Raw genomic sequence first — 23,125 nt, forward strand, 5'->3', positions numbered from 1 at the left:
TATCGCGATGGGGCGATCTTCTTCGCTTTTAGCCGCAAACTGGACGCAAATGCGGGGAGGTCTGGGAAGATAGAAGCATGAGCGCTCCGTTAAATGAACTCCTCGACGATCTGGAAGATCGCGGTTTACTGACCGATGATGATGCCCTTTATGAGGCATTTTCGTCGTGGGCATCATCAACGGGGCGTCCGCTCTACCGGCACCAAGATGAGTCTTTGATTGAGATTTTGTCGGGAAACCACGTCATTGCAGCAACGCCCACGGGTTCTGGCAAGTCAATTATTGCTTTGGCTGCGCATTTTGTGTCCATGGCACATGGCGGCCGCTCGTACTACACGGCGCCACTGAAAGCGCTGGTATCCGAAAAGTTTTTCGACTTGGTGTCGCTGTTCGGCGCCGACAATGTCGGAATGGTGACGGGCGATGTCTCGTTGAACGCAGACGCTCCGATCATTTGCTGCACCGCGGAAATTCTGGCAAATCAGTCCCTGCGTGAAGGACCGACGCTCGACGCCGACATGATCGTCATGGACGAGTTCCATTTCTACGCCGATCCGCAACGAGGCTGGGCATGGCAGGTTCCACTCCTTGAACTCACTCGTCCACAGTTCATTGCAATGAGCGCGACGCTTGGAGATACGACTGTTTTCCGCAAGCAATGGACGGAACGCACGGGACGTCCGACGGTGGAAATTACCGACGCACAGCGCCCTGTTCCCTTGGAATACGACTATGTTGTGGACACTCTTCAGGACACGGTCGAGCGCCTACTGTCAGAGGGGCGCCACCCGATCTACATCGTTCATTTCTCACAAAAAGATGCGGTTGATACCGCCTCGTCATTGATGGACCGCAAGCTTGTTTCCCCCGAGGTTCGCAGCCAAATCGCGCGTGAGCTCTCGTCAGTGAGTTTTACAAAGGGTTTTGGGCAGACTTTGCGCGGACTCCTCTCCCACGGCATTGGCGTTCACCACGCGGGAATGCTGCCCAGGTATCGTCGACTTGTTGAGCGCCTGACACAGCAGGGCCTGCTTCCGGTTATCTGTGGGACTGACACCCTTGGAGTCGGTATCAATGTCCCCATTCGCACGGTTTTGCTCACCTCCCTGGTGAAGTTCGACGGAAGCAAAATGCGTCACCTGCGTTCGCGTGAATTCCACCAGATTGCCGGGCGCGCGGGGCGTGCAGGTTTTGACACCGTTGGTTTTGTTCGCGTTCTGGCCCCCGAGCACGAAGTGGAAACAGCCCGCGAGCGCGCCCGTTTAACGGCTGCGCAGGAGGCGGCTCGTGACGAGCGCGAGGCGAAGAGAGCCAAGAAGAAGGCGTCTAAGAAGCGCAGCGGTCCAAAGGAAGGCCAGATCACTTGGTCTCGTTCGACTTTTGAGCGCTTGCGTGATGCTGCTCCCGAAGCCCTGCAGTCTCACTTTGAGATGACTCACTCCACTGTTCTCAACGTGTTGGGTGGAGCAGCAGATGCTGGGCGAGATCCCGCAGAGCACCTGGTTCATTTGGCCCTTCACAATGATGACCAGCCACTTCCAGCGAACCCACATATCCGTCATCTTGCAGATATTTATACCTCTCTACTCCAAGCCGGGGTTGTTGAGCATCTCTCCAGTGCTCGGGCTCAGGAGCTAGGTGTCTCTAGGTTGCAGTTGGTCGCGGATCTTCCGGATGATTTTGCGCTCAATCAGCCGCTTTCTCCCTTTGCTTTGGCTGCTTTCGAGCTTCTTGATCCGGATTCGCCGACCTTTGCCCTTGACGTGATTTCCATTGTCGAGGCCGTGCTTGAGGATCCCCGGCCCCTGCTGTATGCGCAGGAAAACCAGGCGAAAGCCGCGGCCGTTGCGTCCATGAAGGCGCAGGGGATGGAGTACGACGAGCGCATGGCTGCTCTAGAGGAGATCTCGTGGCCTAAGCCTTTGGAAGAACTCCTCTCCCCCGCTTTCAGCGTCTATGCGCGTTCAAACCCGTGGGTGGGAGATCTTGAACTCTCTCCCAAGTCGGTCATCCGCGAAATGATTGAAAACGCCATGACCTTTACCGAGCTTATTTCCCGTTACGACGTGGGGCGCTCAGAAGGCGTCATTTTGCGCTATCTCAGTGATGCCTATCGAATGATGCGTCAAGTGATCCCGGAAGAAATCATGACTGACGAACTTGAGTCCATGATTTCGTGGTTGGCTGATCTGATCCGCAGTGTTGATTCTTCTCTTCTGGATGAGTGGGAAGCAATGATGAACGGGGAGGAATTGACCGAGGCCGAAGGGGTTTCTTCTACCGTTGGACTTGAGCGCGCATTCGGAGCCGATGAGTCCGGAGTTATTGCTTTCACCGCAAATCGTCATGCTTTCCGCAATGCCGTACGTCGGGCGCTCTTTAATTTTGTTGAGTTGATGAGTCGTGATGATGTCGATGGGCTTGAGCGAACAAGCGCGCAGGCCGCAGATAGTGATGGACTCTTTGCTGAGGCGGCGCCTTGGACCGGCGATGATTGGGATCATGCGCTGGAACGCTACTGGGCTGAGCACGATTGGATCGATATCAATCAGGGCGCGCGTTCCCAAGCGCTTTGTGCCTTGGAGGAACAGATCAGCGGCGAAGACATCTTGGCCTTGATGCCCTTCTCTGCCAGGGATAACGCCAATCAGCGCAGTCGTTTCGAGGCCCTTGCGCGGGCTGTCGATGAGGCTCCCGCCGGTTCGGTCTGGTTGGCAACTCAGACCATCACGGATCCTGAAGGCAATATGGACTGGCGTATTGCCGCCCTCGTGGACTTGGCTGCCTCTGACAAGGAAAAGCGGGCGGTTCTGACAGTGCTCACGGTCGACGCGCGGTAGGGGTTCCCTCACCCGGCAAGGTGTCGCCCTCGTGAAGTAAATAAATACTTTCCACGCGACCATCCCCAAGGAATTCGAGGATCTCATCCGATAGTTCTTTCTCGCCTTCCCATAGACGAAGAGAAAGCACCAGGTTGATCAGCAAACCGTGAGAAAGAAAGAGCCGGGCCTGGGCTGAATCCATTCCGCCTTCATCCCGAAGCAGACGGTACACGCGAGCAAAACTCTCGCGGGCGAGCTGGCCAAAACGCGGGTCGGATCCCATCATGAAGAGACGTACGATCATCATGAATGTGTCGCGGTCTCTCACGATCTCCGCGTACATATCCCCTAGCGCTTGTCGGCGTTCAAATTCACTTGCATCCGGCGGCACCGGGGCTTCGACGAAGCGTTGGCACAGCTGTTCAACCACATGTGTAGCAGCCTCTTCAAAGAGCGTCTCCTTAGATCTGAAGAAACGCACGACGTATGCCTGACTGACACTTGCCTCACGCGCGATCGAGTCGGTCGTGGCCGCAGCGTAGCCGACCCGAGCGAACACGCGCACTGCAGCTTCTAGCATGAGCGCCTTGCGCTCATTCGCAGGCATACGCGTCGCAACCATGTCTCATCCTCTCAGTGCCACTGTTACATACAGTCTATCCGCGAGCGTAAGCACGAACCTTTTCGACGAATGCAGCGCGGTATGAGGGAGTATCCACGTCCTGCTCGATCCGGCCGAGCATTAGAGTTTTAGTGAGTCGAATCCCAACGAATCCCAGAATCATCTGCTTCCACCGCGAAATCGGACCTCCGAAGAGCCGGTAAATGAACGATGGCGCACGTGACGTGACGATTAGCGCTGCGGTCTTACCTTCCAGTAGTCCCTGGCTCTTAGCACCGATGTAACGGTACGCAAATCCGGGAGTGAGAGTGCGATCAAGGAAACCTTTAAGAATTGCGGGCTCAGCTGACCACCAGATCGGGAAACTGAACACGAGATGATCCGCCCAAGCGATGTCCTCTTGGTATCGCATAGGTGCGTTTTCATCTTCCATGTGCTGGCGATATCCGTAGCGCAGAACAGGATCAAAATCCTCCGTCGCCAGATCGATCATACGCACGTCATGCCCAGCAACGCGCGCCTCATCGGCGTATGCGGAAGCAAGTTGATGAGAGTAGCTCTCAGCGTCTGGACTGCCCTGAATAACGAGAATCTTCATCATTTTCCTCTTGTTGTAATCGGTTGATTACTACTATAGTGGCGGGCCTGTTCCGATGCAACATTAGGGGGTATAGACGGATTCAACGAGTATCTATGACGATACGCTCAGTGAGCACACAACAGCATTCTGCCTAGGATCTGGCAGGATCACGAGCGGGGACAAGTCTTAATCGACAGCCTTGACTACTACAAAGATCGCGACGACTTCTCCCCCACGGGACGCTCGCCAATCTCCTGCTGAAGACGCAAGAGATAGCCGTCGGGATCCTGAACCAAGAACTGACGGACACCGATCTCAATATCACCTGCTCGATACCACTCCTCTTCGGGTTCAACAAAGATTGGCCACCCTGCGCTCATGATGCGCTGCAATGCGGTATCCAGGTTCTCGACTTGTACCTCGAAGTTGATCCCGCGACCAAGTGGTGGCTCAAGTGCGCCGGTCGCCCACGTTCTTCCCCGGTTGATTTGGTCGAGCATCAGGTGCGCACTACCCAAGACGAGGTATCCAAACCCCTCTTCGGGCCTCTCATAGCGGAGGGAAAAACCGATCAGATCACACCAGAAATGCCGGGAGGCCTCGTAGTCGGTGACGGAAAGTTCAGGAACAAGCCCGGGTTCACAGGTCATTTCTTTACTCTATCAGGCAGCTCGGATACAGAAGTTGAACTCGGTCACGACTGTCGGACAATTTCAATTCCCACGGTTTGCAAGGCGGTTAGGAAGCCCCCGTTTACGGGCCCGCTTCAAATCCTTCTTGAACTGACTTGTCATCACAAGGGACCGTCGCCCTTGTTGAGATTCACTCATCATCGACATCAGCGAACGCCTGCGATGCCGAGGCATAGCGACTAGCAGCGACACGTCCGGCAGCAATCTCGCGGGCTTCACGCATCGCAGCTTCAGTTTCGGCATTGAAACGAGGCTGGCGCAGTTCGAAGGGCAAACCACCTTCCATGATCGACTTGTGCAGAAACACGTTTACAGCGTCAGTGAGGTTCATCCCAAACTGGGCATACACCCGTTCAGCCTCTTCTTTCACGCTTGGGTCCACACGCATGTTGAGTGTTGCAGTCTTCATGACTCACCCCTTCGACAAATAGATGTACAGCATCAATCTTACAACGTCAGCACAACGCATGACACATGATGCGGTTTGTCATTACAAGAGATCTGCACGATTAGACAATCGTGCAATTTTAATTCCAAATAACGTTATTCGAAGATCGTTAAGAGGAAGCAGAGCACAAACCCGGAAAGTTATGCTTGCGCTGCAAGATCGACGACCTCGGCACCAACAATTTCTGCTAGGTCAAGCGGACTCAGCTCTACGCTCACTCCCCTGCGGCCTCCCGATACCAGCATCGTTTCATGATCCAAACATGAGGAATCAATGAAGATTCGATGTTTTGTCGTTTGCCCCAAAGGACTAATCCCGCCAACGACATAGCCCGTACGGCGCTGCGCAACGGCAGGATCAGCCATAGCCGCGTTCTTCGCTCCGGCGGCTTTGGCAATGAGCTTCATTGACAGGTGCGCAAGCGCGGGAACACACCCCACCACGAACTCCCCCGTCGGCTCAAGCTTGACCATCAAGGTCTTGAAAGCAATTGCTGGGTCGATCCCCAATTTCTCAACGGTTTCTTCACCGTAGGCACGCGCGGAAGGATCATGCTCGTACTCGTGAACAACGAAAGGAACCCCGGCCTCGTTCAATTCCTCAATTGCGTGAGTGGGGCCTGAAGCGTGATCTTTAGAGTGTTTGCGAGCCATACTTCCAGTGTAGAGACCTGAGATCAGATCCCAGCAGTGGGATCGTCAATCACCATCTTGCCGAAGGGGAAGCAGGTGATCGGGATGAGCTTGAGATTGCCAATTGCCAAGGGGATACCGATGATGGTGATTGCCTGGAAAAAAGCGGTGATGATATGCGCAATTGCCAGCCAGAACCCTGCGATGATAAACCACACGAAATTCATCAGCGCGGATCCCGCACCTGCGCCAGGAATTGGAACAACGCGCTTTCCAAACGGCCACAGCACATAGCTTGCAATACGGAAGCATGCGACTCCTGCAGGGATGGTGATGATGAAAATACAGGCAACAATTCCGGCCAGAATATAGTTCACAAACAGCCAGAACCCACCAAAAACCAGCCAAATCACATTCAGCAAGAAGCGCATCTGCATCCTTTCGCTAATCCACTTCACTTTCGACTTACCTCAAGTCTGCCATGTGACTGCGGGATTCAGCTGCGCTTTTTGCTCTGTTTTTCCCCTGATTCGTCCCTGAGTTAGCCGTCTACACTTGAGCTATGAGCATCCCGTCTGCAATTGCCCAGGCCCTTGACCGAATTGAGCACGCACGCCAAGCCGCCGGCCGCAGCGATCGCGTGGCATTAGAACTCGCAGTGAAGACGCGCAGCCCCGAGGAATGTCGCGAGGCGGCCCAGGCCCTGAGCGACCTAGGTCAGCCGATCCTGCTGGGACACAACCGAGTTCAAGAGGCGAAAGCAACCGTGGATGCGATCCGTGAGGTCCCGGGGGCTCAGATTCACCTGATCGGGCCGCTCCAGTCCAATAAGATCAATCAGGCTCTCTCCTGTGTCGACGCGATTGAATCGATTGATTCTGTAGCTCTGGTAGAAAAAATCGATTCACGAGCGGCCGCAGAACTCCCGGTATTCATCGAAGTCAATGTCTCAGGTGAAGACACCAAACACGGTTGCTCTCCTGCTGATTTTTCCTCGATTGCCGAGGCCGTCGATGCCTCTACGCACCTCAGGCTCGCAGGCCTCATGACCGTTGGCCTGAACTCCCCCGCTGAAGCAGATGTTCGCCGCGGCTACGCGCTCCTGCGAGAGCTCCGCAACACCGCCGCGCAACACCTTGCGATCCCGGCAAACAAGCTGGAACTGTCCATGGGGATGAGTCACGATTTGGAATGGGCGATCGCAGAAGGTGCAACAATCGTCCGTGTAGGGACTGCAGTCTTTGGTCCGCGTCGCTTAGTTGCGCGCGGGTAGAGCCTTCCCTACACCCCAGTCAATTCCGGCGATAACCGCAAGAAATACCAGGGCACCGCACAAAATCGCAACGATGTTAATCAGCACCTGCTGGTAACCCAGGACGCTCACGTTCACAAAATCGTACGGATACTGGTGGACAAAAGCCCCGCGAATTAAGGTGTAGACCACCCAAATCACTGGGATCACCAGGGCTTTCAGGACAACCGAAGCATCTAACCCGCCACGAGGTCCACACAGTAGAGCTGCCAGAATCATTAGCGCCGGAACAACAACGTGTTGGAGCGGGTTCGTGAACACCGACCAGCCGCTGAGTACTTCAGTGGGACGAATCAAGAAGTGGTAGACGATCGCCGTCACGGTAATCATCATGAGGGCACACAACTGAAGTGCACGTCCCCACGAACCGATGTCAGGACCTTTCCACACGATCAACGTCGCGACAATGGCGACCAGAATATTTGACCACTCAGTGAAATAGGACAGGCATTCAATCATTCGCTGGCCGAAGCCGGCCCAGCCAAAGGGAGCTCCACCGAACATCCCAGACCGGGCCACGGCCTCGCGAGAATATCCATCCACACCGGTGATAACCAGAGTGAAAACGACACCCACCCAGGCGGCGATTGCAACAAGCAGATAGGCCCAACGGCCAAAGGTCGCTAAGGTCATCGCTTTATCCTTCACGCGCTCAAGCCCAATCGGGCAGAATACGCACGCCGCCCTTATCGGCAGACGCTGCAAGCATTCCGTAGACCTTCAAGGCATCAGAGACGTGACGCGAACGAGGCTTGGACGGCTTCCACGGGGTGGCGCCCATCTCCGCGCGGCGGCGCTCAAGTTCCTCGTCAGAAACGTTCACACGAAGCAGACGCTTGTTGACGTCGATCTCGATCTCATCACCCGTGCGAACCAAGCCAATCGCACCGCCGGCAGCGGCTTCGGGAGAGATGTGACCGATGGAGATACCGGAGGTACCGCCAGAGAAACGGCCATCGGTGATCAGTGCGCACTTCTTACCCAGACCCAGTCCCTTGAGGTACGAGGTCGGGTAGAGCATTTCCTGCATGCCCGGACCGCCCTTGGGGCCTTCGTAGGTGATGACGACGACGTCGCCTTCCTGCACCTTCTTGCTCAGAATCGATTCAACGGCCTCTTCTTGAGACTCCACGACGAAAGCACGGCCAACGAAGTGGAAGAGCGACTCATCGATACCCGCGCTCTTAATGATCGCGCCCTTCTCGGCGATGTTGCCGTAAAGGACCGCAAGTCCACCGTCCTTTGTGTATGCGTGCTCAACATCGCGGATGCAGCCGTTCTCGGAATCAGTTTCCAAGGACTCGAAAAGGTTTGCGGTCGAGAAAGCATGGGTCGTGCGCACGCCACCGGGCGCCGCAAGGTAACGATGCTTGGCCTCGTCGCTCGCGCTGCCACTGCGGATATCCCACTGAGCAAGCCATTCTTCCAAGGAAGGAGCATGGACGGAGTGCACATCGCGCTGCAGCAAACCAGCGCGGTTGAGTTCACCCAGGAGTGCGGGAATGCCACCGGCGCGGTGGACGTGCTCGATGTGGTACTTCGTTGAGTTCGGGGCCACCTTGCACAGGCAGGGAACGCGACGCGAAATCGCATCGATATCATCCAGGGTGAAGTCCACCCCGGCCTCGTGGGCGATCGCAAGAATGTGAAGAACGGTGTTGGTCGAGCCCCCCATCGCAACATCCAAGCTCATCGCGTTCTCAAAGGCATGCTTGGTGGCGATGGAACGAGGAAGAACCGAATCATCGTCATTGTCGTAGTACGCACGGCACATATCAACAATGCGGTGGCCGGCTTCCAAGAAGAGCTTCTTGCGCTCAACCTGGGTGGCCAAGGTGGTGCCGTTTCCGGGAAGTGCCAGGCCAATGGCCTCGTTCAAGCAGTTCATGGAGTTTGCGGTGAACATGCCAGCGCAGGATCCACAGGTCGGGCAGGCGTTCGCTTCGACGCGCGCCAGCTCGGCATCGGAGACCGAGTCATCGACAGCCATGACCATGGCGTCAATGAGGTCAAGACGGTGTTCAACAACGCCTTCAATCGAAGCACCGGATTCCATCGGGCCACCCGAAACGAAGATCGTCGGGATGTTCAAACGCATGGCGGCGATGAGCATACCGGGGGTGATCTTGTCGCAGTTCGAGATACACACCAGCGCATCGGCGCGGTGAGCGTTGACCATGTACTCGACCGAATCTGCGATTACCTCACGTGAAGGCAGCGAGTAGAGCATGCCGTCGTGACCCATTGCGATGCCGTCGTCAACAGCGATGGTGTTAAATTCCTTCGCAACGCCGCCTGCTTCGCGAATCGCTCCGGCAACCAAGTCGCCCATGTCCTTGAGGTGGACGTGGCCGGGAACGAATTGGGTGTAGGAGTTGGCGATCGCGATAATCGGCTTGCCGAAATCCCCATCCGTCATTCCGGTCGCACGCCAGAGCGCACGCGCTCCGGCCATATTGCGTCCTTGAGTCGATGTTGCTGAGCGCAAAGGCTTACTCATGGATTTCTCCCCTATGACGAATTTGTAACGCCTTCAACCCTAGTTCGACCTCCGGGCAACGGCTCGCTAGGTTCACGAGATGGACGAGGCCTTGCGCACGTTTTCGCTAGAATGGCGTGCTTTTACTGCACTTTCACGGGGTCTGCGGACTGTCCACTTCCTGACCATCCACACGACCAGAGCAATGCCGGCCAGACCAAAAACGATAAGTTGGTATCGCGAAATCCATTCTTCGACGATCGCCCAGTTCGCGCCCAGCGCATATCCGGCACCAATGAGAACGGAATTCCACAGGGCCGAGCCAATTGCCGTGTACAGGGTAAAGGGCAGAAGTTTCATTCGTTCAATACCGGCCGGAATGGAAATCAAGGAACGAACAACAGGAACGACACGTCCCAGAAGAACTGCCAGCGGGCCTCGGCGCACAAACCATGCTTCGGCGCGTTCGATATCAGCTTCCTTGACGAAGGGAATCTTCGAGGCCAAGGAGTAGAAACGCGCACGCCCAAACCATGCACCCAGCGCATACAGTGCGAGCGCACCGACAACTGATCCGATCGTTGCCCACACAATTGCGCTCACCAATCCCATACTTCCCGAGGCAGCAGCAAAGCCCGCGGAAGGCAGAATCACTTCGCTCGGGATCGGTGGGAATAGGTTTTCTGCCGCGACGGCAATTCCAACTCCTGGGGCGCCAAGTGCACCCACAAGCGAAACAACGGCTTGGACAATAGGTTCAAGAAGATTACTCATGCCTGTAGCATCACGGCGCAAGGCATGGAAGAGTTTTGCTCACCCTTTGCGTGAGCTGTGAAAGCCAATCACGGCGCGGAGCACTGAACCAGTTCGCCCTCGCCTGCAATACGCAGCTGATGTTCGGACGCGGAGATGAACACTGCCTCTCCGCGGCCCAGGGTGCACTCCCCGGCCTCGGTCGACAAACTCAAACGCCCACGCGTCACCATGGCAATTCGAGGCCCCTCACCCGGAACTCGAAGATTGCTGAGGTCAGGGGTGCAGGTCGTCACGGTGAGTTCAAATTCCTGAGCGGGAGCCAAGAAACGATCCGAATGCGGGCTGGGATGTTCGGGAGCCAGACGAATTGGAGGAAGCGCAGAGAACTCGGCAATTTCAACGAGTTGTGCACTGTCAACATGCTTGTGGGTCAGTCCCGCTCGAATGACGTTATCCGAGGCCGCCATAACCTCGATTCCTAGACCGCGCTGGTAGGCGTGGATCTGGCGCGGCGGAATATACGCAGCCTCACCTGCACGAAGCGAAACGGGATTCATCAGGAATGCCAAGATAATTCCAGAATCGCCACCGTGTGCTGCTTCCAACTCGCACACCAATTGATCGGCGCGAAGCGAGGGGGAATGACCCGATTCCAGACGCCTGCGGCAAGCATCAACGAATTCCTCAACCAGGGCTGGGGTGACGGGTGAGTCGATATCGAAAACCCACGAGGCCAAGGAACGCAGGCCCCCGCGCACAGTTGAGAGCTTGAGTCGTCGGCGAAGAAGCTCAGCCAGCTCACCCTCGAGGCCTTCCAGAAGCCGGCGCGCCTTTCGAGGGACCCGGAAACCAATGAGGGCCTCGAAATCGGTCAGGGCGTAGAGCATTTCGGGCTTGTGGTTCATATCCCGATAGGAACGGTTGGGAGCGGTGCGCTCGATTCCCAGCACTTCCTCGCGTAGGTAGCCTTCTCGAGCGATTTCCTTTGTGGGATGAACCTGAAGAGAGAGCGTCTCATCGGGTGCGATGACCTTCATCAGGAAGGGAAGATTTGTTCCAAAGGCGTAGAGGATTCCCGATCCCAGGGCCTTCTTCGGATCTTGTGCGATGAGGTCGCCCAGAGTTGAACCGTCGTGGAGGAGGGTTGGACCATCTGGGTGATTACCGAACCAGAGTTCAGAAACAGGCCGAGGCCCTGGAGTTTCACCCAAGAATTCGGCGATTGCGCTCTGCGAGCCCCAATCGTCAAACTTGCGCCAGCCCTGAAGCTGCTGCATCCCGGTCTCCTCAACTTCTCTGTAACAGCGGCGTATCCGCGAGTTGTCACAGATGAACTATGGCGTTATCTCTTCACAAAACGCGTGATATCTGTGAAAAGTTTAGCGTGCACCTTCTTCACGGTCCGCCAAAGCGCGCAGGGCGCCGCCGGATTCATAAAGTTCGTCCCAAGTTCCAACTTCAACAATGCGCCCCGAATCCATAACGATGATTTGATCAGCATCGTGAATAGTATCTAGGCGGTGTGCAACAACAATCACGGTCTTATCGCTGGTGCGACGGCGAATCCCCGCCAGAACTCGAGCTTCGGTTTCGCGGTCAACCTGGGAGGTGGCCTCGTCCAGGATCATGATGGGGGTTTCGCGCAAGAGCGCGCGGGCAAGGGCCAGGCGCTGGCGCTGTCCGCCGGAGATGCGCTCCCCCATTTCGCCGACCTTGGTGTCAATCCCTTCACTTTCCGCGGCGATCCATTCACTGAGGTCGACCGCATCCAGGGCCTCGCGGAGCTGGGAATCGGTAGCGTCAGGGCGCGCGAGCAGAAGGTTTGCGCGAATTGAGTCGTTAAAGACGTGTGCACGCTGCGGAGCCAAGGTGATGACAGAGCGAATGTGATCTTGAGTGTCCTCACGCAGGTCTACTCCCCCGATGCGGATCGAACCGGAGTCCGGATCCCACACGCGGGCAAGCAGCGCGGCAAGGGTTGACTTGCCCGAGCCCGACGCACCAACGATTGCGGTTGTTGAGCCGGCAGGAATAGTGACGCTCACGTCGTGAAGCACTTGGGGACGAAGGTGTTCGTATTCCTCCGCATCATCGTGAAGGCCTGAAGCTATAGCAACCTGCGGGTAGGTAAAGTCCACGCCCGTAATCTGAAGATCACCGTGTCCGTCGATGGAATGAGCGATTTGCGGATCAGGAACCAGTGCTTCGCGGTCTGTCACAGCGAAGATCCGCGCTGCCGAGGCGTATGCCTGATCCAAATCCGCCGTCAGATCTTCGACAGCCAACACCGGCGCGAAAGAAGCAAGAGCAACACCCACAGACATGGTGACCTGAGCAATGCTCAAAGCACCCGAACGAAGCGAAAAGACGGCAACAAGAAGCTGGGCAACAACTGCGAGGGGAAGCAGCGCTTGATTCAATCCTCGGCGAATAGCAATCCAGAAAGACGTCTTGTACTGAGCGTGGAAAATGTACTCTTCCAGCTCGTCAGCCATTTCGGTGATTCGGCGTTCTTGCGCTCCAAAAGCAATGACTTCGCGCACGCCCTGAACCGAGTCGGTGACGTGGTGCGAAAGCCTGCCACGTGTTGCGCGAAGCACTTGCGCAGCTTCGTCGGTGGTCTTACTACCTAAGGTCGGAACGCAAAGCCCCACAAAGATCAGGAAAGGTGCGAGAACAAGAGCATTAAGCGGCGAGATTGCCACGCCCATCCACACAACAGTTCCAATCGGGACAATCACAGCCGTTGCCAGAGGAACCAGAGTGTGAGCGAAGAAGACCTCAACACGATCGACGTCTTTCGTGACTCGCGACAGCAGGTCACCGGTATCGGCGCCTTCCGTCATCGCCGGAGCTTGAGGCTCAAGAGAGTCAAAGAAATAGTTACGCAGGAGGGCCAAAGAACGGAAGGCCACATAGTGCCCCGCGTATTGCTCGAGATAGCGGAACAAGGCCTTGAGCAGGGACATAATCACCAGCGCCCAGACCACCCCTGACAGGGTGAGCGAAGCAGGATCCGAGGCATAGGAGCCCAATGCCCATGTTCCCACCGCAAAGAGTGCGATCCCCAAAACCAAAGCAACAATGCGTGCAAGCAGAGAGAAAACAAGCGGGAAAAGGACAGGACGAGCGACGCGAATGAGACGGCGCGAGAGGTCCATGCGCGTGAAGCTCTGGGGGTTCATCGAAGTTCCCCTTCCTTCAGTTCAACTTGGCGGTCTGCATGGGCGATCGTTGCTCCTCGGTGAGAAATCGTGATGGTCGTACGCCCGCGAGCGATGGTATCGATAGCGTTGAGAATCTGTCTTTCACTTTCCAGATCGACATGCGCAGTGGGTTCATCGAGCAAAAGGATTGGGGCGTCTTTGACAAACGCCCTAGCAAGTGCGACGCGCTGCGCTTCACCTCCTGAGAGGGCCAGCCCTTTATCACCAACGCGGGTATCCAAGCCCTCGGGAAGTCGCGACAGAAGATCGTCGAGGCCGACGATGCGCAGTGCTGTGAGGATCTCTTCGTCACTGGCTGCGGGGTTGGCGATCAGGATGTTCGCACGCAAAGTGTCAGAGAAAAGGTAGGTGGTTTGTTCGACGACAGCGATTTGCGAGCGAAGCCATTGTAGGGGTACCTGGGAGATGTCAACGCCATTAATGCAGATGGATCCCTTATTGGGGCGATGGTTCGCCTGGATCAGGCTTGAGAGCGTTGACTTTCCGGCGCCCGAGGTACCGGTGATTACAATGTGCTCACCGGGGGCGAGGCGAAGTGTAGCTCCGCGCAGGATCGGGGTGTCGGCCTCGTAAGCGAAAGAAACGCCGTCAATGCTCACTTCCCCGGGTGCGGGAAGGACTGCGGGCGCACAAGCACCACCTTCTGCCGGGTCGACGACCTCAGGAGTTTCGCTGGTGAAGCGCTTAATTTCGCGGGTTGCAGCGATACCGCCCATGCCGATGTAGAAGAACTGGCCGATTCGATCCAGAGGGTCGAGCATGATCGAGGAGAGCAGAACAAGGGTGATGGCTTGGCCGACGCTGAACCAACCGTCACTCAGACGCCAGTAGGCAAGTGCGGTCGCACCGGTGATCATTCCCAGTGAGAAGACACCATCGACAACCAGCAGGACCATCTGGTTTCCGGCAAGGTAGCGCATGACTTTGCGGCGAACATTCTCCGCCGCCTGTGCAAGGGTGCGGCCCACACGCTTCCCTGCGCCGATGTAGGACAGCGTTGAAAGTCCTTGGATCGCGTCAAGTTCTTGGGCGGCAAGAGCGCGCGAGGCCCTGCGATAGCGGGTGGACACCGAACGGAATGCCTTTTGGAAAGCTCCAACGGTAAGGGGCACAACGGGGATGGAAATTGCCAGGACCGCTGCAGAAACCCAGTCGAAAGCACATACGACTGCAACAACCATGATCGGCGTGATCAGCGAGGCCAGCATGGGTGCGATGAAAGTACCGCGATAATTCGAGCTGCGCTCAACACCATCGGTTGCGGTATTGACGATGCGACCCGAGCGTTCTTTTGTCCGCTCACTGACTCCGAGGCGGAAAACTTGGGCAACCATGGCGTGGCGAATACGAGGTTCTTCTGCGCGCAGGCGTGTACCGCTCGAGAAGGAAGCGCTAAAAGCCATCATTCCTGCTGCTAAGGCAAAGAGTGAAAGGTATCCCAGTGACAGAAAAGTGACATTACCACTGATCAGGGAGTCAATAACCGAACCGAGCTCGATGTAGAAAATGATCAGGAACATCGCAGGCAGCAGATTCTTGATGATCTCAATGACGTTCGATATCCGCTGTTTGGGATAAGGCTGCGGTAGTGCGCTTGGCGAGGCGTTGAGCTCGGGTCCCATCGATTCGCTCTCCTCATTCGGCTATATGACGTCATTTCATTATGACGCTACTTAGGACTACCTTAGCTTCTTAATGACAGAAAGTCATATAGAAGGGAAAGCTACATAGCGAAGACGTGTGAGGGGCGTTCGGATCACTCCGAACGCCCCTCACACTAAAGTTTTACGATGCAAAACCGCGGATTCACCCATGCTCAGCAGCGCGGGAAGGTGGCCACGGCCTCGGCAATCGGGTCAGGCCAGACGGTACATCCAGCCGAAGGGATCTTCTGCGCGGCCCATCTGGATGTCCGTGATGTCCTTCCAGATCTGGTGGGTGACGGGACCCGCGGGAAGCTCGACGTCGAAATCATCCGAGGCAAGGCGCGCAATCGGGGTCACGACAGCGGCGGTACCACAGGCAAAGATCTCAGCGACCGAACCGTTCTTAATGCCCTCAACCAAGTCGGCAAGAGCGATAGATTCCTCGGTTACCGGCACACCACGCGAACGCAGGAGGCGGCAAATCGCGCTACGGGTGCCACCCTCGAGGATCACGCCGGTGAGCTTGGGGGTACGCACGCTCCCATCGGCCATGACGACGAACATATTCATACCGCCGAGCTCTTCGAGGTACTTGTGCTCGTAGGTATCCAGGTAGCAGACCTGCTTGAAACCGCGCTCAGCGGCCAAGTTCTGCGGGAGCAGCGAAGCCGCGTAGTTACCACCAGCCTTTGCCGAACCGGTTCCACCGGGGCCGGCACGGTGATAGTGCTTCTCAACCCAGATGGAGACGCCGGTCTGAGTGCCCGACTTGAAGTAGGGGCCAACCGGGGAACCGATGACGTAGAAATCAACCTGGTGAGCGGAGCGCACGCCGAGGAAGGGCTCGGAGGCGAAAGTGAAGGGACGCAGGTAGAGAGAGGATCCTTCAGCACCCGGAACCCACTTTTCGTCCGCACGCACGTAGTTCACCAGCGCGCCCACGAAGTCCTCGCGATCCATCTGTGGCATAGCCAGACGCCAATTCGAGTGGTTCATGCGCGCGGCATTGAAGCCGGGACGGAAGGTCCAAATGCTGCCGTCGGAGTGACGGTAGGCCTTGATGCCTTCGAAAGCAGACTGGCCGTAGTGAAGGACAGCGGCCGCGGGAGACAGGTCAAGGGGACCGAAGGGAATGACCTCACGCTGGCCCCATCCGGTTTCGGGCGTCCAACGCATGTGTGCCATGTGGTCGGTAAAAACTGTTCCGAAGTTCAGTTCCTCCATAGCCTTTTCGTAATCCGCCTGCGGAGTCGGATTCGGGTTCTGGGTCAGCGGGAAACGACCAGCCAGTTCATCTGCCGAAGGCAGAGGCTCCTCCCCCAATCGCTCCAATTCGGTGGGAGTGTGCTGCGTTTCTGTCATCGTATCCTCCTCAAAAGCTGAAGTACATTCAGAATATTCCCCTTGCGGGGGTCAGGCATTAGGTGGTCCGCCATCTGACCAGTTGGGGTGGGGTGCGCGGTGCCGGGGCGGCGTGCTCGGTGCCGGTGGGGTGGGCCTTTCGCACCCACTCCCCCGGCCATGGCCTCGTCAGCGGCGAATCAGCGCGACCAGGTCGTTGCCGATTTGCTCGGTCGTACGGACCAAGGGATCACCAGCAGCGTTAGCGGCCGCGCGGTTACGCATGTCCTCTTCAATCGCGTCCATGATCGCGCGCGACTGATCGGCGTATCCGAGATGATTGAGCATGAGCGCAACAGAAGCAATCGTTGCGGTCGGGTCCGCCTTACCCTGGCCTGCAATGTCGGGCGCGGAGCCGTGGACGGGCTCGAACATTGAGGGGTGCGCACCTTCGGGGTTGATATTTCCCGAGGCCGAAAGGCCAACGCCGCCGGTGACAGCTCCCGCCTCATCGGTCAAGATGTCGCCGAAGAGGTTATCGGTGACGATGACGTCGAAGCGGCCCGGATCGGTCACCATGTAGATCGTTGCGGCGTCAATGTGGCAGTAGTCGACACGGACCTGCGGGTATTCGCGGCCCACCTCCTCGACGATACGGCTCCACAGGCCACCGGCGAAAACCAAAACATTATGCTTGTGGACCAGCGTGAGATGGTGAGCCGGACGAGCTGCTGCCTGTTCGAATGCGTAGCGCACAAGGCGCTCAACGCCAAAGGCTGTGTTCACGGAGATCTCCTGCGCGACCTCGTGAATTGTCCCCTTGCGCAGAGTTCCGCCGTTTCCGGCGTAAAGGCTTTCAGTGCCCTCTCGCACGACGATGAAATCAATGTCGCCGGGGTTAGCCAGCGGGGTCGGGACGCCCGGATAGTAGTGCGAAGGGCGCAGGTTGACATAGTGGTCGAGCGAGAATCGGAGCTTGAGGAGCAGGCCGCGCTCAAGGACACCTGAGGGGACCGAGGGATCGCCAATCGCGCCCAAGAGGATGGCATCGTGCTGGTCGATAACTTCGAGGTCCGTGTCGGTGAGGATCTCACCGGTGCGGTGATAGCGCCGTGCGCCAAGATCGAATTCTGTGTACTGCAGCGTGACGTCAGAGGGAATGACAGCTTCCAGAGCTTTGATGCCTTCGGGGACGATTTCCTGCCCGATGCCATCACCGGGGATTACTGCGAGTTTCAGATTTGTCATATTGCCATTGTTGCGCGGGGGCGGCAGGTCAGCAGAAGGTGTCCATATTTCGGGGTGGTTGTGGGGCGGGGCCTCGTTCCTGAACTCAGCTCCCCACGCCTCCCCTATCGACACCACTCGGCAGCATTGGCACCACATGGCAGCATCGACACCACTCGGCGGCATCGCATAGCCCAAAAACCGCAATGCCCGTCCTCCAAACGGTGTCAATCGCGCCAAACAGTGTCAATCTGAGTCGAGGTCACCGCATTCCGCCGTAGACACCACACACGAAGCACGAAACAGCTCTAAACCGACCCAACACCGCTCGAAATACCCGCTGCGCACGCAACAAACTTTTCCACAATGCGGGTTTGCAACGATTCATCCACATGTTTTCAGCCAGAAAACACGCAGCCCTCTCCCCCGCCCCACACTGTCCACTATGAGCATGCAACTGCCGCACGTGACCTTGAGCTATCGCGGGAGCTCCTGCCGAAGTTCCCATCTCAAGGGGCAATTGCGCTTACACCGCGGCGCCTACGTCCGGTTGCCATTCGACCTCAGCCAAGCAAAGCCCTGGGAGATCTGGGAATCAATTGCGCTGGCACGCATCATTGCGTCAGTACAGCGAGGACAAGCAACACCACTTGTCGTTGGCAGCTCCGCGCTTCTACTCCACGGGGTGCAAGGCTGGATCTCAAACCCAAACGTTGAGTTGTACCAGCCGGGGCGCCGTACAAGCCAGCTCATTCCTCCGTGCAGATGCAAGACAATTTCTGTGCCCGCAGCCCTGCGAGTCTATCGGCGCACTCCCCCGATTACCTCGGAACGCACGCAGGTTTCAGGCTTGCTTACCGAACACCCCTACGACGCGTTGATCCGCTGCACGATGCACGATGACGTGCTGCAAGCATTTGCACTGGGATGCAGCGCCCTCCACAAGTGGTCTGGATTCAGTAATTTCTCGCAAGATGTGTGCCGAGGGCGCGCCGAAGTCATACGCGAAAAGCTTCTTTCGCGCTTGGAACACGCGAAAGGACGTCGAGGTTTTGCCCGCGCGCGACGGATACTGACCACGATCGATCCTGGGTGTAGCAATCCTGCCGAGGCCGCACTGACTTGGGTGGTTCGCGCGCTATGCCCCTACGAAGTTTCGACGCAGTATGAGCTATCTGCAGGTGGACGACGCTTCTTTGCCGACATCGCGATTTCGCAGTGCAAACTCGTCATCGAGTTCGATGGGATCGAGAAACTGGGCTCGACACAGGGAGAATTCGACCGCGCGAAACGCTCGTGGGTTCAACGCGAACAGGCGCTACAAGACCAAGGCTGGCATTTCCTCCGAGTCAACTGGCTAGATTTCAATGACTGGGAAGCGCTGCGCAGACGAATTAGCGCTGCGATCGGGGTGGCCTCTAAGCCTATTCCCGCTCGTTACGTGCTGTTGTGGGAGCCTCCAAGCGAGCGTTGTGATGGTGAAGGACGGCGCTTTCGGGGGTACGGGTGGCATGGGGCGAATGGAGCGGATGGAAGCTGGACTTAAAATCTGTTTTCCGCTTGTGAGCCAAACAGGCGCGAATTGAAGGCGGGGGTGAGTAGCATAATCCCATGTCGACAGCCATTGATGTTTATCCGACAGTAAATGCCCTGCCTCTTGTTGAGGAGATTCGTGGGCGCACACAAGAGTTATTTCAAACTTTATTGAACCGTCACGGTATCGGTTCAACAATAGAGGTTATAGCTTTCTATCCCTCTCCGTCGAAGGTACCAATTAAGGACGTCGAAAAAGACACGGTGTGGACGCCGGATTTGTATCTAGGCTTCGAATATTTGATTGATGGGATCTGGGATTCGAATTCCTGGCATAGTTGTTCTTGTATCGAAGCTGACGATCGGTACATCGTCGAAGAGCTCGAAGATATTGTTCCCCCAACTCGACTTTCAAAAATTCTGGCACAGGACCACTACTGGTTTGACGAAAATAACTCTGATGGCCCTCCTGTTGCCTCAACCGGTTACGGTTTGGTTTGTGCAGCTCTGGCTGAAGCAACCGAAGGAATCATCGCCTCATTTGACTGCGAATCTGACGAAAAATACAACGGCGAAACCGCTGAGGAGTTTCTTGCCTGGTGGGGCGACAGACAAATCGATTTCTATGGCGAGGACGCGTTCAGAAATCCGCGAAGAAAAAGATACCAACTAGTCTTTGAGTAGAAGAATCGTGCGCGTGCCCGCAGATGTGGGTGGCGCGCAGTAAAGTGAAAGCATGCTTGACGATGCGGTTGCACAGAAATTACGCGCGTTCTCTGGGGAGCGCGACTGGGACCAGTTCCACACTCCCGAAAACTTGGCGAAATCTATTTCGATCGAGGCAGCGGAACTCTTAGAGTGCTTCCAATGGACGCCCAATGGAGATCCTCAGGCTGTCAAGGAAGAGCTCGCCGATGTCCTCACCTACTGTTATTTCCTTGCAATGAAGGTCGGGCTTGAGCCCGATCAGATCGTGCTGGAAAAGCTTGCTGTCACGGCGCAGAAGTATCCGGTTGAAAAGTCGCGTGGGAGCAGCGTGAAGTATGACCAGCTGGATTGATCCGGCTGACAACAGCGATTGACACCTGTGCAAATCCGCGCAATCCCAATACGAAAAGTACAAAATACAGCAGGCAAAAATTACATCTACGTCATTCAGATGCATTAATCTGAGAATACGCAGCACTCCTTCGGGGAAATCCCTAAGAATGCAGCCAGTGATCAGCGATGTTCACCCGGCACCTATCCGCCACACAGAAGGGCATCTCCATGCACAGTGATCCCAACGCAGACCAGCTCGCATTTGACGTTGATGGCGTTCCAGCGCCCAACGAGAGCTCTACCCCTTCTGCATCGGCGGTCACTGAGCCTTCCGCTCCCCCATCTTCTTCAGCCAGTGCACTGGACACGCTGCTGAACGAATACCGTGCGCGCGCGACAAGCGAGCGCGCGAAGGGCACGCTCTTCGAGGAACTCACCCGTCAGTTCCTGCTACATGACGCGCGTTTCACTCACCAATTCAAAGAGGTCTACCTGTGGGGAGAGTAGCCCCAGCGCCGCACGGGTGACACTGGCATCGACCTAGTCGCGATCCCGGTCCGCGACGGCGAGGATCCGGTGGCCATTCAGTGCAAGTTCTACGCACCGGGCCATAAGGTCAGCAAAGCAGATATCGACACCTTCCTATCTGCTTCAGGCAAGGAACCTTTCGCTCGCCGCATCGTTGTCGACACTTCTGGCACCGACTGGGGTAAGAACGCCAAGACGCGATCGAAGGCCAGCAAATCCCTGTCTCGCGTATCACCTTGGCGGATCTGCGCGATTCAGACATCGACTGGCGCACGTATTCACTGGGCTCGATGCAGGCACCCAAGACCCGCGAGCGCAAAGTTCCTCGAGATCACCAGGTACGCGCAGGTTCCGCAGTCATGGAGGGGTTCACCAAACACGACCGCGGAACCATGGTCATGGCTTGCGGCACCGGCAAGACCTTCACTGCGCTCACCATCGCTCGCGAGTTCATGGAGTGAGAAGGCGGCACTGCGCGGATTCTTTTCACAGTCCCCTCGCTCGCACTCCTCAATCAGACGCTGGATGATTAGGCTGCCGAGGCCGATGGCGCGTTTACCGCGTGGGCAGTGTGTTCGGATACGAAAGTATCGTCAGCCGCGCGAAACGATACTGCTGCCGATTCCACGGTCGATCTACCGATCCCGGCGACGACTGACGCACAGCGCCTTGCTCATTCACTGTGTGCAAATAACGCAACCGAGGGTTTGCAGGTTGTTTTCGCGACCTATCAATCCATCGAGTTCATCCACGATGCACAAGAGATCACTGGTGACAGTTGGCGTGACTTCGACCTGATCATCTGCGACGAGGCCCACCGCACGACAGGCGCAACGCTGACCGGCGAGGACGAAAGCGCCTTCACGAAGATCCACAGCGATAAGTTCATCCGCCGCTCAAAGACCCTGTATATGACGGCGACACCGCGTATTTTCGCGGAGAACGCAAAGAATAAGGCGTCGGAGAAGGACGCGATCCTGACCTCAATGGATGATCAGAACACCTTTGGTCCGGTGTTCTTCCGTCTGGGCTTTGGTCAGGCTGTGAAGGAAGGACTACTCACCGACTACAAGGTCATCATTCTCACCGTCAGCGAAGATGAAGTTTCAAAGCACTACCAGGCAATTGCAGAGATGGGCGGCGAACTGAACCTCGATACGGCCGCAAAGCTAACGGGCTGCTGGAATGCGCTTGCTAAGAGGAAACACCCTGACTCAGACACCGATTACGGCGACGACCTCTCCCCCATGCGTCGCGCGGTTGCGTTCTGCCGCGACATCAAAGCTTCAAAACAGGTCGCAGCTCAATTCCCAGATTTGGTCGATGGACTGAGCAATCTGGAGAATGACGATACAACCGACAATCTTCGTGTTGAGTGCAGGCACGTGGACGGCACGATGAACGCGGCGGTGCGTGCACGCGAAATGGAATGGCTGAAGGAAGGCGCGGGCACTGATGAAGAGCCAATTTGTCGGATTCTTTCAAATGCCCACTGCTTGAGCGAGGGCGTGGACTGCATCATCCGCAGTGCGGATGATGCAATGCGCACAGCGTTTGGGCAGAGCCTGGGGGATCCGGGCGTGGCTTTCATCGAGCCCTTCGTTGGGACGGGCACGTTCGTGGCACGCCTGCTGCAGCTGGGCGTCATCACACCCGAGGCCCTAGAAGAGAAATACAAGAACAACATCTTCGCAAACGAGTTCGTCCTGATGTCCTACACCGCATCGATCAACATCGAGCAGGTGTAGCACCAGGTGCGCGCCGAGCAGGGTGTGGACAAAGGCTACGTCGAATTCCCGGGCATGCCCCTGACGGACCCCTTCCAGCTCCACGAGGGCGACGGCACGATCACCGAGGAGTTCGAGGGCCTGACCACCAACAACGAGCGCGCGAAGGCGGAGAAGGATTCCGCAATCACGGTCATCGTCATGAAACGTAGTACGCGCCAGTTGATACAAAGTGACGGTGTGCCGGAGTATGTGCTCGTGGCCTGATTTGGCGCGGTAGCACGGCGAAGTGGAACTTTGCCAGGGGATCATCGTTCTGATCCGATGAGTCGATACGCCACCGAATCTTGTACCGTCGTTCGGTTATCCCGTTACTGAAGGTGCGCATCCACCCACGGAGGCGAATGCGCGGTGACTCCGTCAAAAGGTACAGCGTGGCGTCGAATTGTTCTTCGTGTTGCGCGGTGACTGCCGGGTGGATGGTCGTTCGGTCGGCGCAAAACGATAATTTA

The 23,125-nt window shown here is 56.6% G+C and carries 23 protein-coding genes and 2 pseudogenes; 11 read left to right on the forward strand and 14 right to left on the reverse strand.

Annotated features, from left to right (window positions below):
- Positions 1-77: 77 nt before the first annotated feature.
- On the forward strand, positions 78-2,840 hold the full coding sequence (locus tag QZR18_RS04610; RefSeq protein WP_178704722.1) for an RNA helicase: 2,763 nt from the start codon (positions 78-80) through the stop codon (positions 2,838-2,840).
- On the opposite strand, the gene QZR18_RS04615 is transcribed toward QZR18_RS04610, so the two are convergent.
- The 6 genes from QZR18_RS04615 to QZR18_RS04640 form a co-directional block, all read right to left on the reverse strand.
- On the reverse strand, positions 2,821-3,444 hold the full coding sequence (locus QZR18_RS04615; RefSeq protein WP_178704719.1) for a TetR/AcrR family transcriptional regulator: 624 nt from the start codon (positions 3,442-3,444) through the stop codon (positions 2,821-2,823). The two genes, QZR18_RS04610 and QZR18_RS04615, sit on opposite strands and share 20 nt — an antisense overlap.
- A gap of 34 nt (positions 3,445-3,478) precedes the next feature.
- Positions 3,479-4,042 carry an NAD(P)H-dependent oxidoreductase gene (locus tag QZR18_RS04620; protein ID WP_034502614.1) on the reverse strand — a complete coding sequence of 188 codons (564 nt, stop codon included), beginning with the start codon at positions 4,040-4,042 and terminating at the stop codon, positions 3,479-3,481.
- 188 nt (positions 4,043-4,230) lie between these two features.
- Entirely contained in the window at positions 4,231-4,674 is a 444-nt protein-coding gene (locus QZR18_RS04625) for a VOC family protein (protein WP_178704716.1), read from the reverse strand.
- A 172-nt stretch (positions 4,675-4,846) separates the two neighbouring features.
- The gene (locus QZR18_RS04630) at positions 4,847-5,125 is read right to left on the reverse strand and encodes a type II toxin-antitoxin system RelB/DinJ family antitoxin (protein WP_178704713.1); all 279 of its coding nucleotides are present in this window, start codon (positions 5,123-5,125) and stop codon (positions 4,847-4,849) included.
- Positions 5,126-5,304: 179 nt separating this feature from the next.
- Positions 5,305-5,817 carry a Cys-tRNA(Pro) deacylase gene (gene ybaK / locus QZR18_RS04635; RefSeq protein WP_009409047.1) on the reverse strand — a complete coding sequence of 171 codons (513 nt, stop codon included), beginning with the start codon at positions 5,815-5,817 and terminating at the stop codon, positions 5,305-5,307.
- 23 nt (positions 5,818-5,840) lie between these two features.
- Complete coding sequence (locus QZR18_RS04640) at positions 5,841-6,227, reverse strand: YccF domain-containing protein (RefSeq protein ID WP_178704710.1); 387 nt, start codon at positions 6,225-6,227, stop codon at positions 5,841-5,843.
- Positions 6,228-6,358: 131 nt separating this feature from the next.
- On the opposite strand from QZR18_RS04640, the gene QZR18_RS04645 reads away from it, so the two are divergent.
- The gene (locus QZR18_RS04645) at positions 6,359-7,069 is read left to right on the forward strand and encodes a YggS family pyridoxal phosphate-dependent enzyme (RefSeq protein ID WP_178704707.1); all 711 of its coding nucleotides are present in this window, start codon (positions 6,359-6,361) and stop codon (positions 7,067-7,069) included.
- Here the strand turns inward: QZR18_RS04645 and QZR18_RS04650 are convergent.
- The 5 genes from QZR18_RS04650 to cydC form a co-directional block, all read right to left on the reverse strand.
- Complete coding sequence (locus QZR18_RS04650) at positions 7,052-7,741, reverse strand: Pr6Pr family membrane protein (protein ID WP_178704704.1); 690 nt, start codon at positions 7,739-7,741, stop codon at positions 7,052-7,054. The two genes, QZR18_RS04645 and QZR18_RS04650, sit on opposite strands and share 18 nt — an antisense overlap.
- A 19-nt stretch (positions 7,742-7,760) precedes the next feature.
- Positions 7,761-9,608, reverse strand: coding sequence for a dihydroxy-acid dehydratase (ilvD, locus tag QZR18_RS04655; RefSeq protein ID WP_034251717.1), 1,848 nt, complete (start codon positions 9,606-9,608; stop codon positions 7,761-7,763).
- Positions 9,609-9,680: 72 nt separating this feature from the next.
- Complete coding sequence (locus tag QZR18_RS04660; RefSeq protein WP_178704701.1) at positions 9,681-10,361, reverse strand: DedA family protein; 681 nt, start codon at positions 10,359-10,361, stop codon at positions 9,681-9,683.
- 68 nt (positions 10,362-10,429) lie between these two features.
- Positions 10,430-11,620, reverse strand: a complete 1,191-nt coding sequence (gene manA, locus QZR18_RS04665) for a mannose-6-phosphate isomerase, class I (RefSeq protein ID WP_178704700.1) — start codon at positions 11,618-11,620, stop codon at positions 10,430-10,432.
- A 102-nt stretch (positions 11,621-11,722) separates the two neighbouring features.
- Entirely contained in the window at positions 11,723-13,528 is a 1,806-nt protein-coding gene (cydC, locus tag QZR18_RS04670; protein WP_178704697.1) for a thiol reductant ABC exporter subunit CydC, read from the reverse strand.
- 38 nt (positions 13,529-13,566) lie between these two features.
- Here cydC and QZR18_RS08295 point away from each other — a divergent pair, with 38 nt between their 5' ends.
- Entirely contained in the window at positions 13,567-13,755 is a 189-nt protein-coding gene (locus tag QZR18_RS08295) for a hypothetical protein (protein ID WP_366921410.1), read from the forward strand.
- On the opposite strand, the pseudogene QZR18_RS04675 reads toward QZR18_RS08295, so the two are convergent.
- The 3 genes and pseudogenes from QZR18_RS04675 to QZR18_RS04685 form a co-directional block, all read right to left on the reverse strand.
- Positions 13,684-15,192 (reverse strand): annotated as a pseudogene (locus QZR18_RS04675) (ABC transporter ATP-binding protein); the annotation flags it as partial. The gene QZR18_RS08295 and the pseudogene QZR18_RS04675 sit on opposite strands and share 72 nt — an antisense overlap.
- 234 nt (positions 15,193-15,426) lie before the next feature.
- Positions 15,427-16,578: a branched-chain amino acid aminotransferase gene (locus QZR18_RS04680; protein WP_178706890.1), complete on the reverse strand. Its 1,152-nt coding sequence runs from the start codon at positions 16,576-16,578 to the stop codon at positions 15,427-15,429.
- A 168-nt stretch (positions 16,579-16,746) separates the two neighbouring features.
- A complete protein-coding gene (locus QZR18_RS04685; RefSeq protein ID WP_048714375.1) occupies positions 16,747-17,805 on the reverse strand; it encodes a 3-isopropylmalate dehydrogenase in 1,059 nt (352 codons plus the stop codon).
- Positions 17,806-18,229: 424 nt separating this feature from the next.
- Between QZR18_RS04685 and QZR18_RS04690 the strand changes: the two genes are divergently transcribed.
- The 8 genes and pseudogenes from QZR18_RS04690 (at position 18,230) to QZR18_RS04725 (ending at position 22,880) form a co-directional block, all read left to right on the forward strand.
- On the forward strand, positions 18,230-19,330 hold the full coding sequence (locus QZR18_RS04690; RefSeq protein ID WP_295910487.1) for a hypothetical protein: 1,101 nt from the start codon (positions 18,230-18,232) through the stop codon (positions 19,328-19,330).
- A 65-nt stretch (positions 19,331-19,395) separates the two neighbouring features.
- The gene (locus QZR18_RS04695; protein ID WP_178706893.1) at positions 19,396-20,001 is read left to right on the forward strand and encodes a hypothetical protein; all 606 of its coding nucleotides are present in this window, start codon (positions 19,396-19,398) and stop codon (positions 19,999-20,001) included.
- A gap of 52 nt (positions 20,002-20,053) precedes the next feature.
- Complete coding sequence (locus QZR18_RS04700; protein WP_178706896.1) at positions 20,054-20,377, forward strand: nucleotide pyrophosphohydrolase; 324 nt, start codon at positions 20,054-20,056, stop codon at positions 20,375-20,377.
- Positions 20,378-20,586: 209 nt separating this feature from the next.
- On the forward strand, positions 20,587-20,865 hold the full coding sequence (locus QZR18_RS04705; protein ID WP_295910490.1) for a hypothetical protein: 279 nt from the start codon (positions 20,587-20,589) through the stop codon (positions 20,863-20,865).
- A 42-nt stretch (positions 20,866-20,907) separates the two neighbouring features.
- Positions 20,908-21,039 (forward strand): annotated as a pseudogene (locus tag QZR18_RS04710) (hypothetical protein); the annotation flags it as partial.
- 83 nt (positions 21,040-21,122) lie between these two features.
- Positions 21,123-21,347 (forward strand): DEAD/DEAH box helicase family protein, encoded by a 225-nt coding sequence (locus tag QZR18_RS04715; RefSeq protein WP_295910492.1) that lies wholly within the window; start codon positions 21,123-21,125, stop codon positions 21,345-21,347.
- A 108-nt stretch (positions 21,348-21,455) separates the two neighbouring features.
- Positions 21,456-22,634: a DEAD/DEAH box helicase family protein gene (locus tag QZR18_RS04720; RefSeq protein ID WP_295910493.1), complete on the forward strand. Its 1,179-nt coding sequence runs from the start codon at positions 21,456-21,458 to the stop codon at positions 22,632-22,634.
- Positions 22,635-22,640: 6 nt separating this feature from the next.
- Positions 22,641-22,880, forward strand: a complete 240-nt coding sequence (locus QZR18_RS04725) for a hypothetical protein (protein WP_295910494.1) — start codon at positions 22,641-22,643, stop codon at positions 22,878-22,880.
- Positions 22,881-23,125: the final 245 nt, after the last annotated feature.

The organism is uncultured Actinomyces sp. (assembly GCA_900541895.1).
In the GTDB taxonomy this organism is placed as follows: domain Bacteria; phylum Actinomycetota; class Actinomycetes; order Actinomycetales; family Actinomycetaceae; genus Pauljensenia.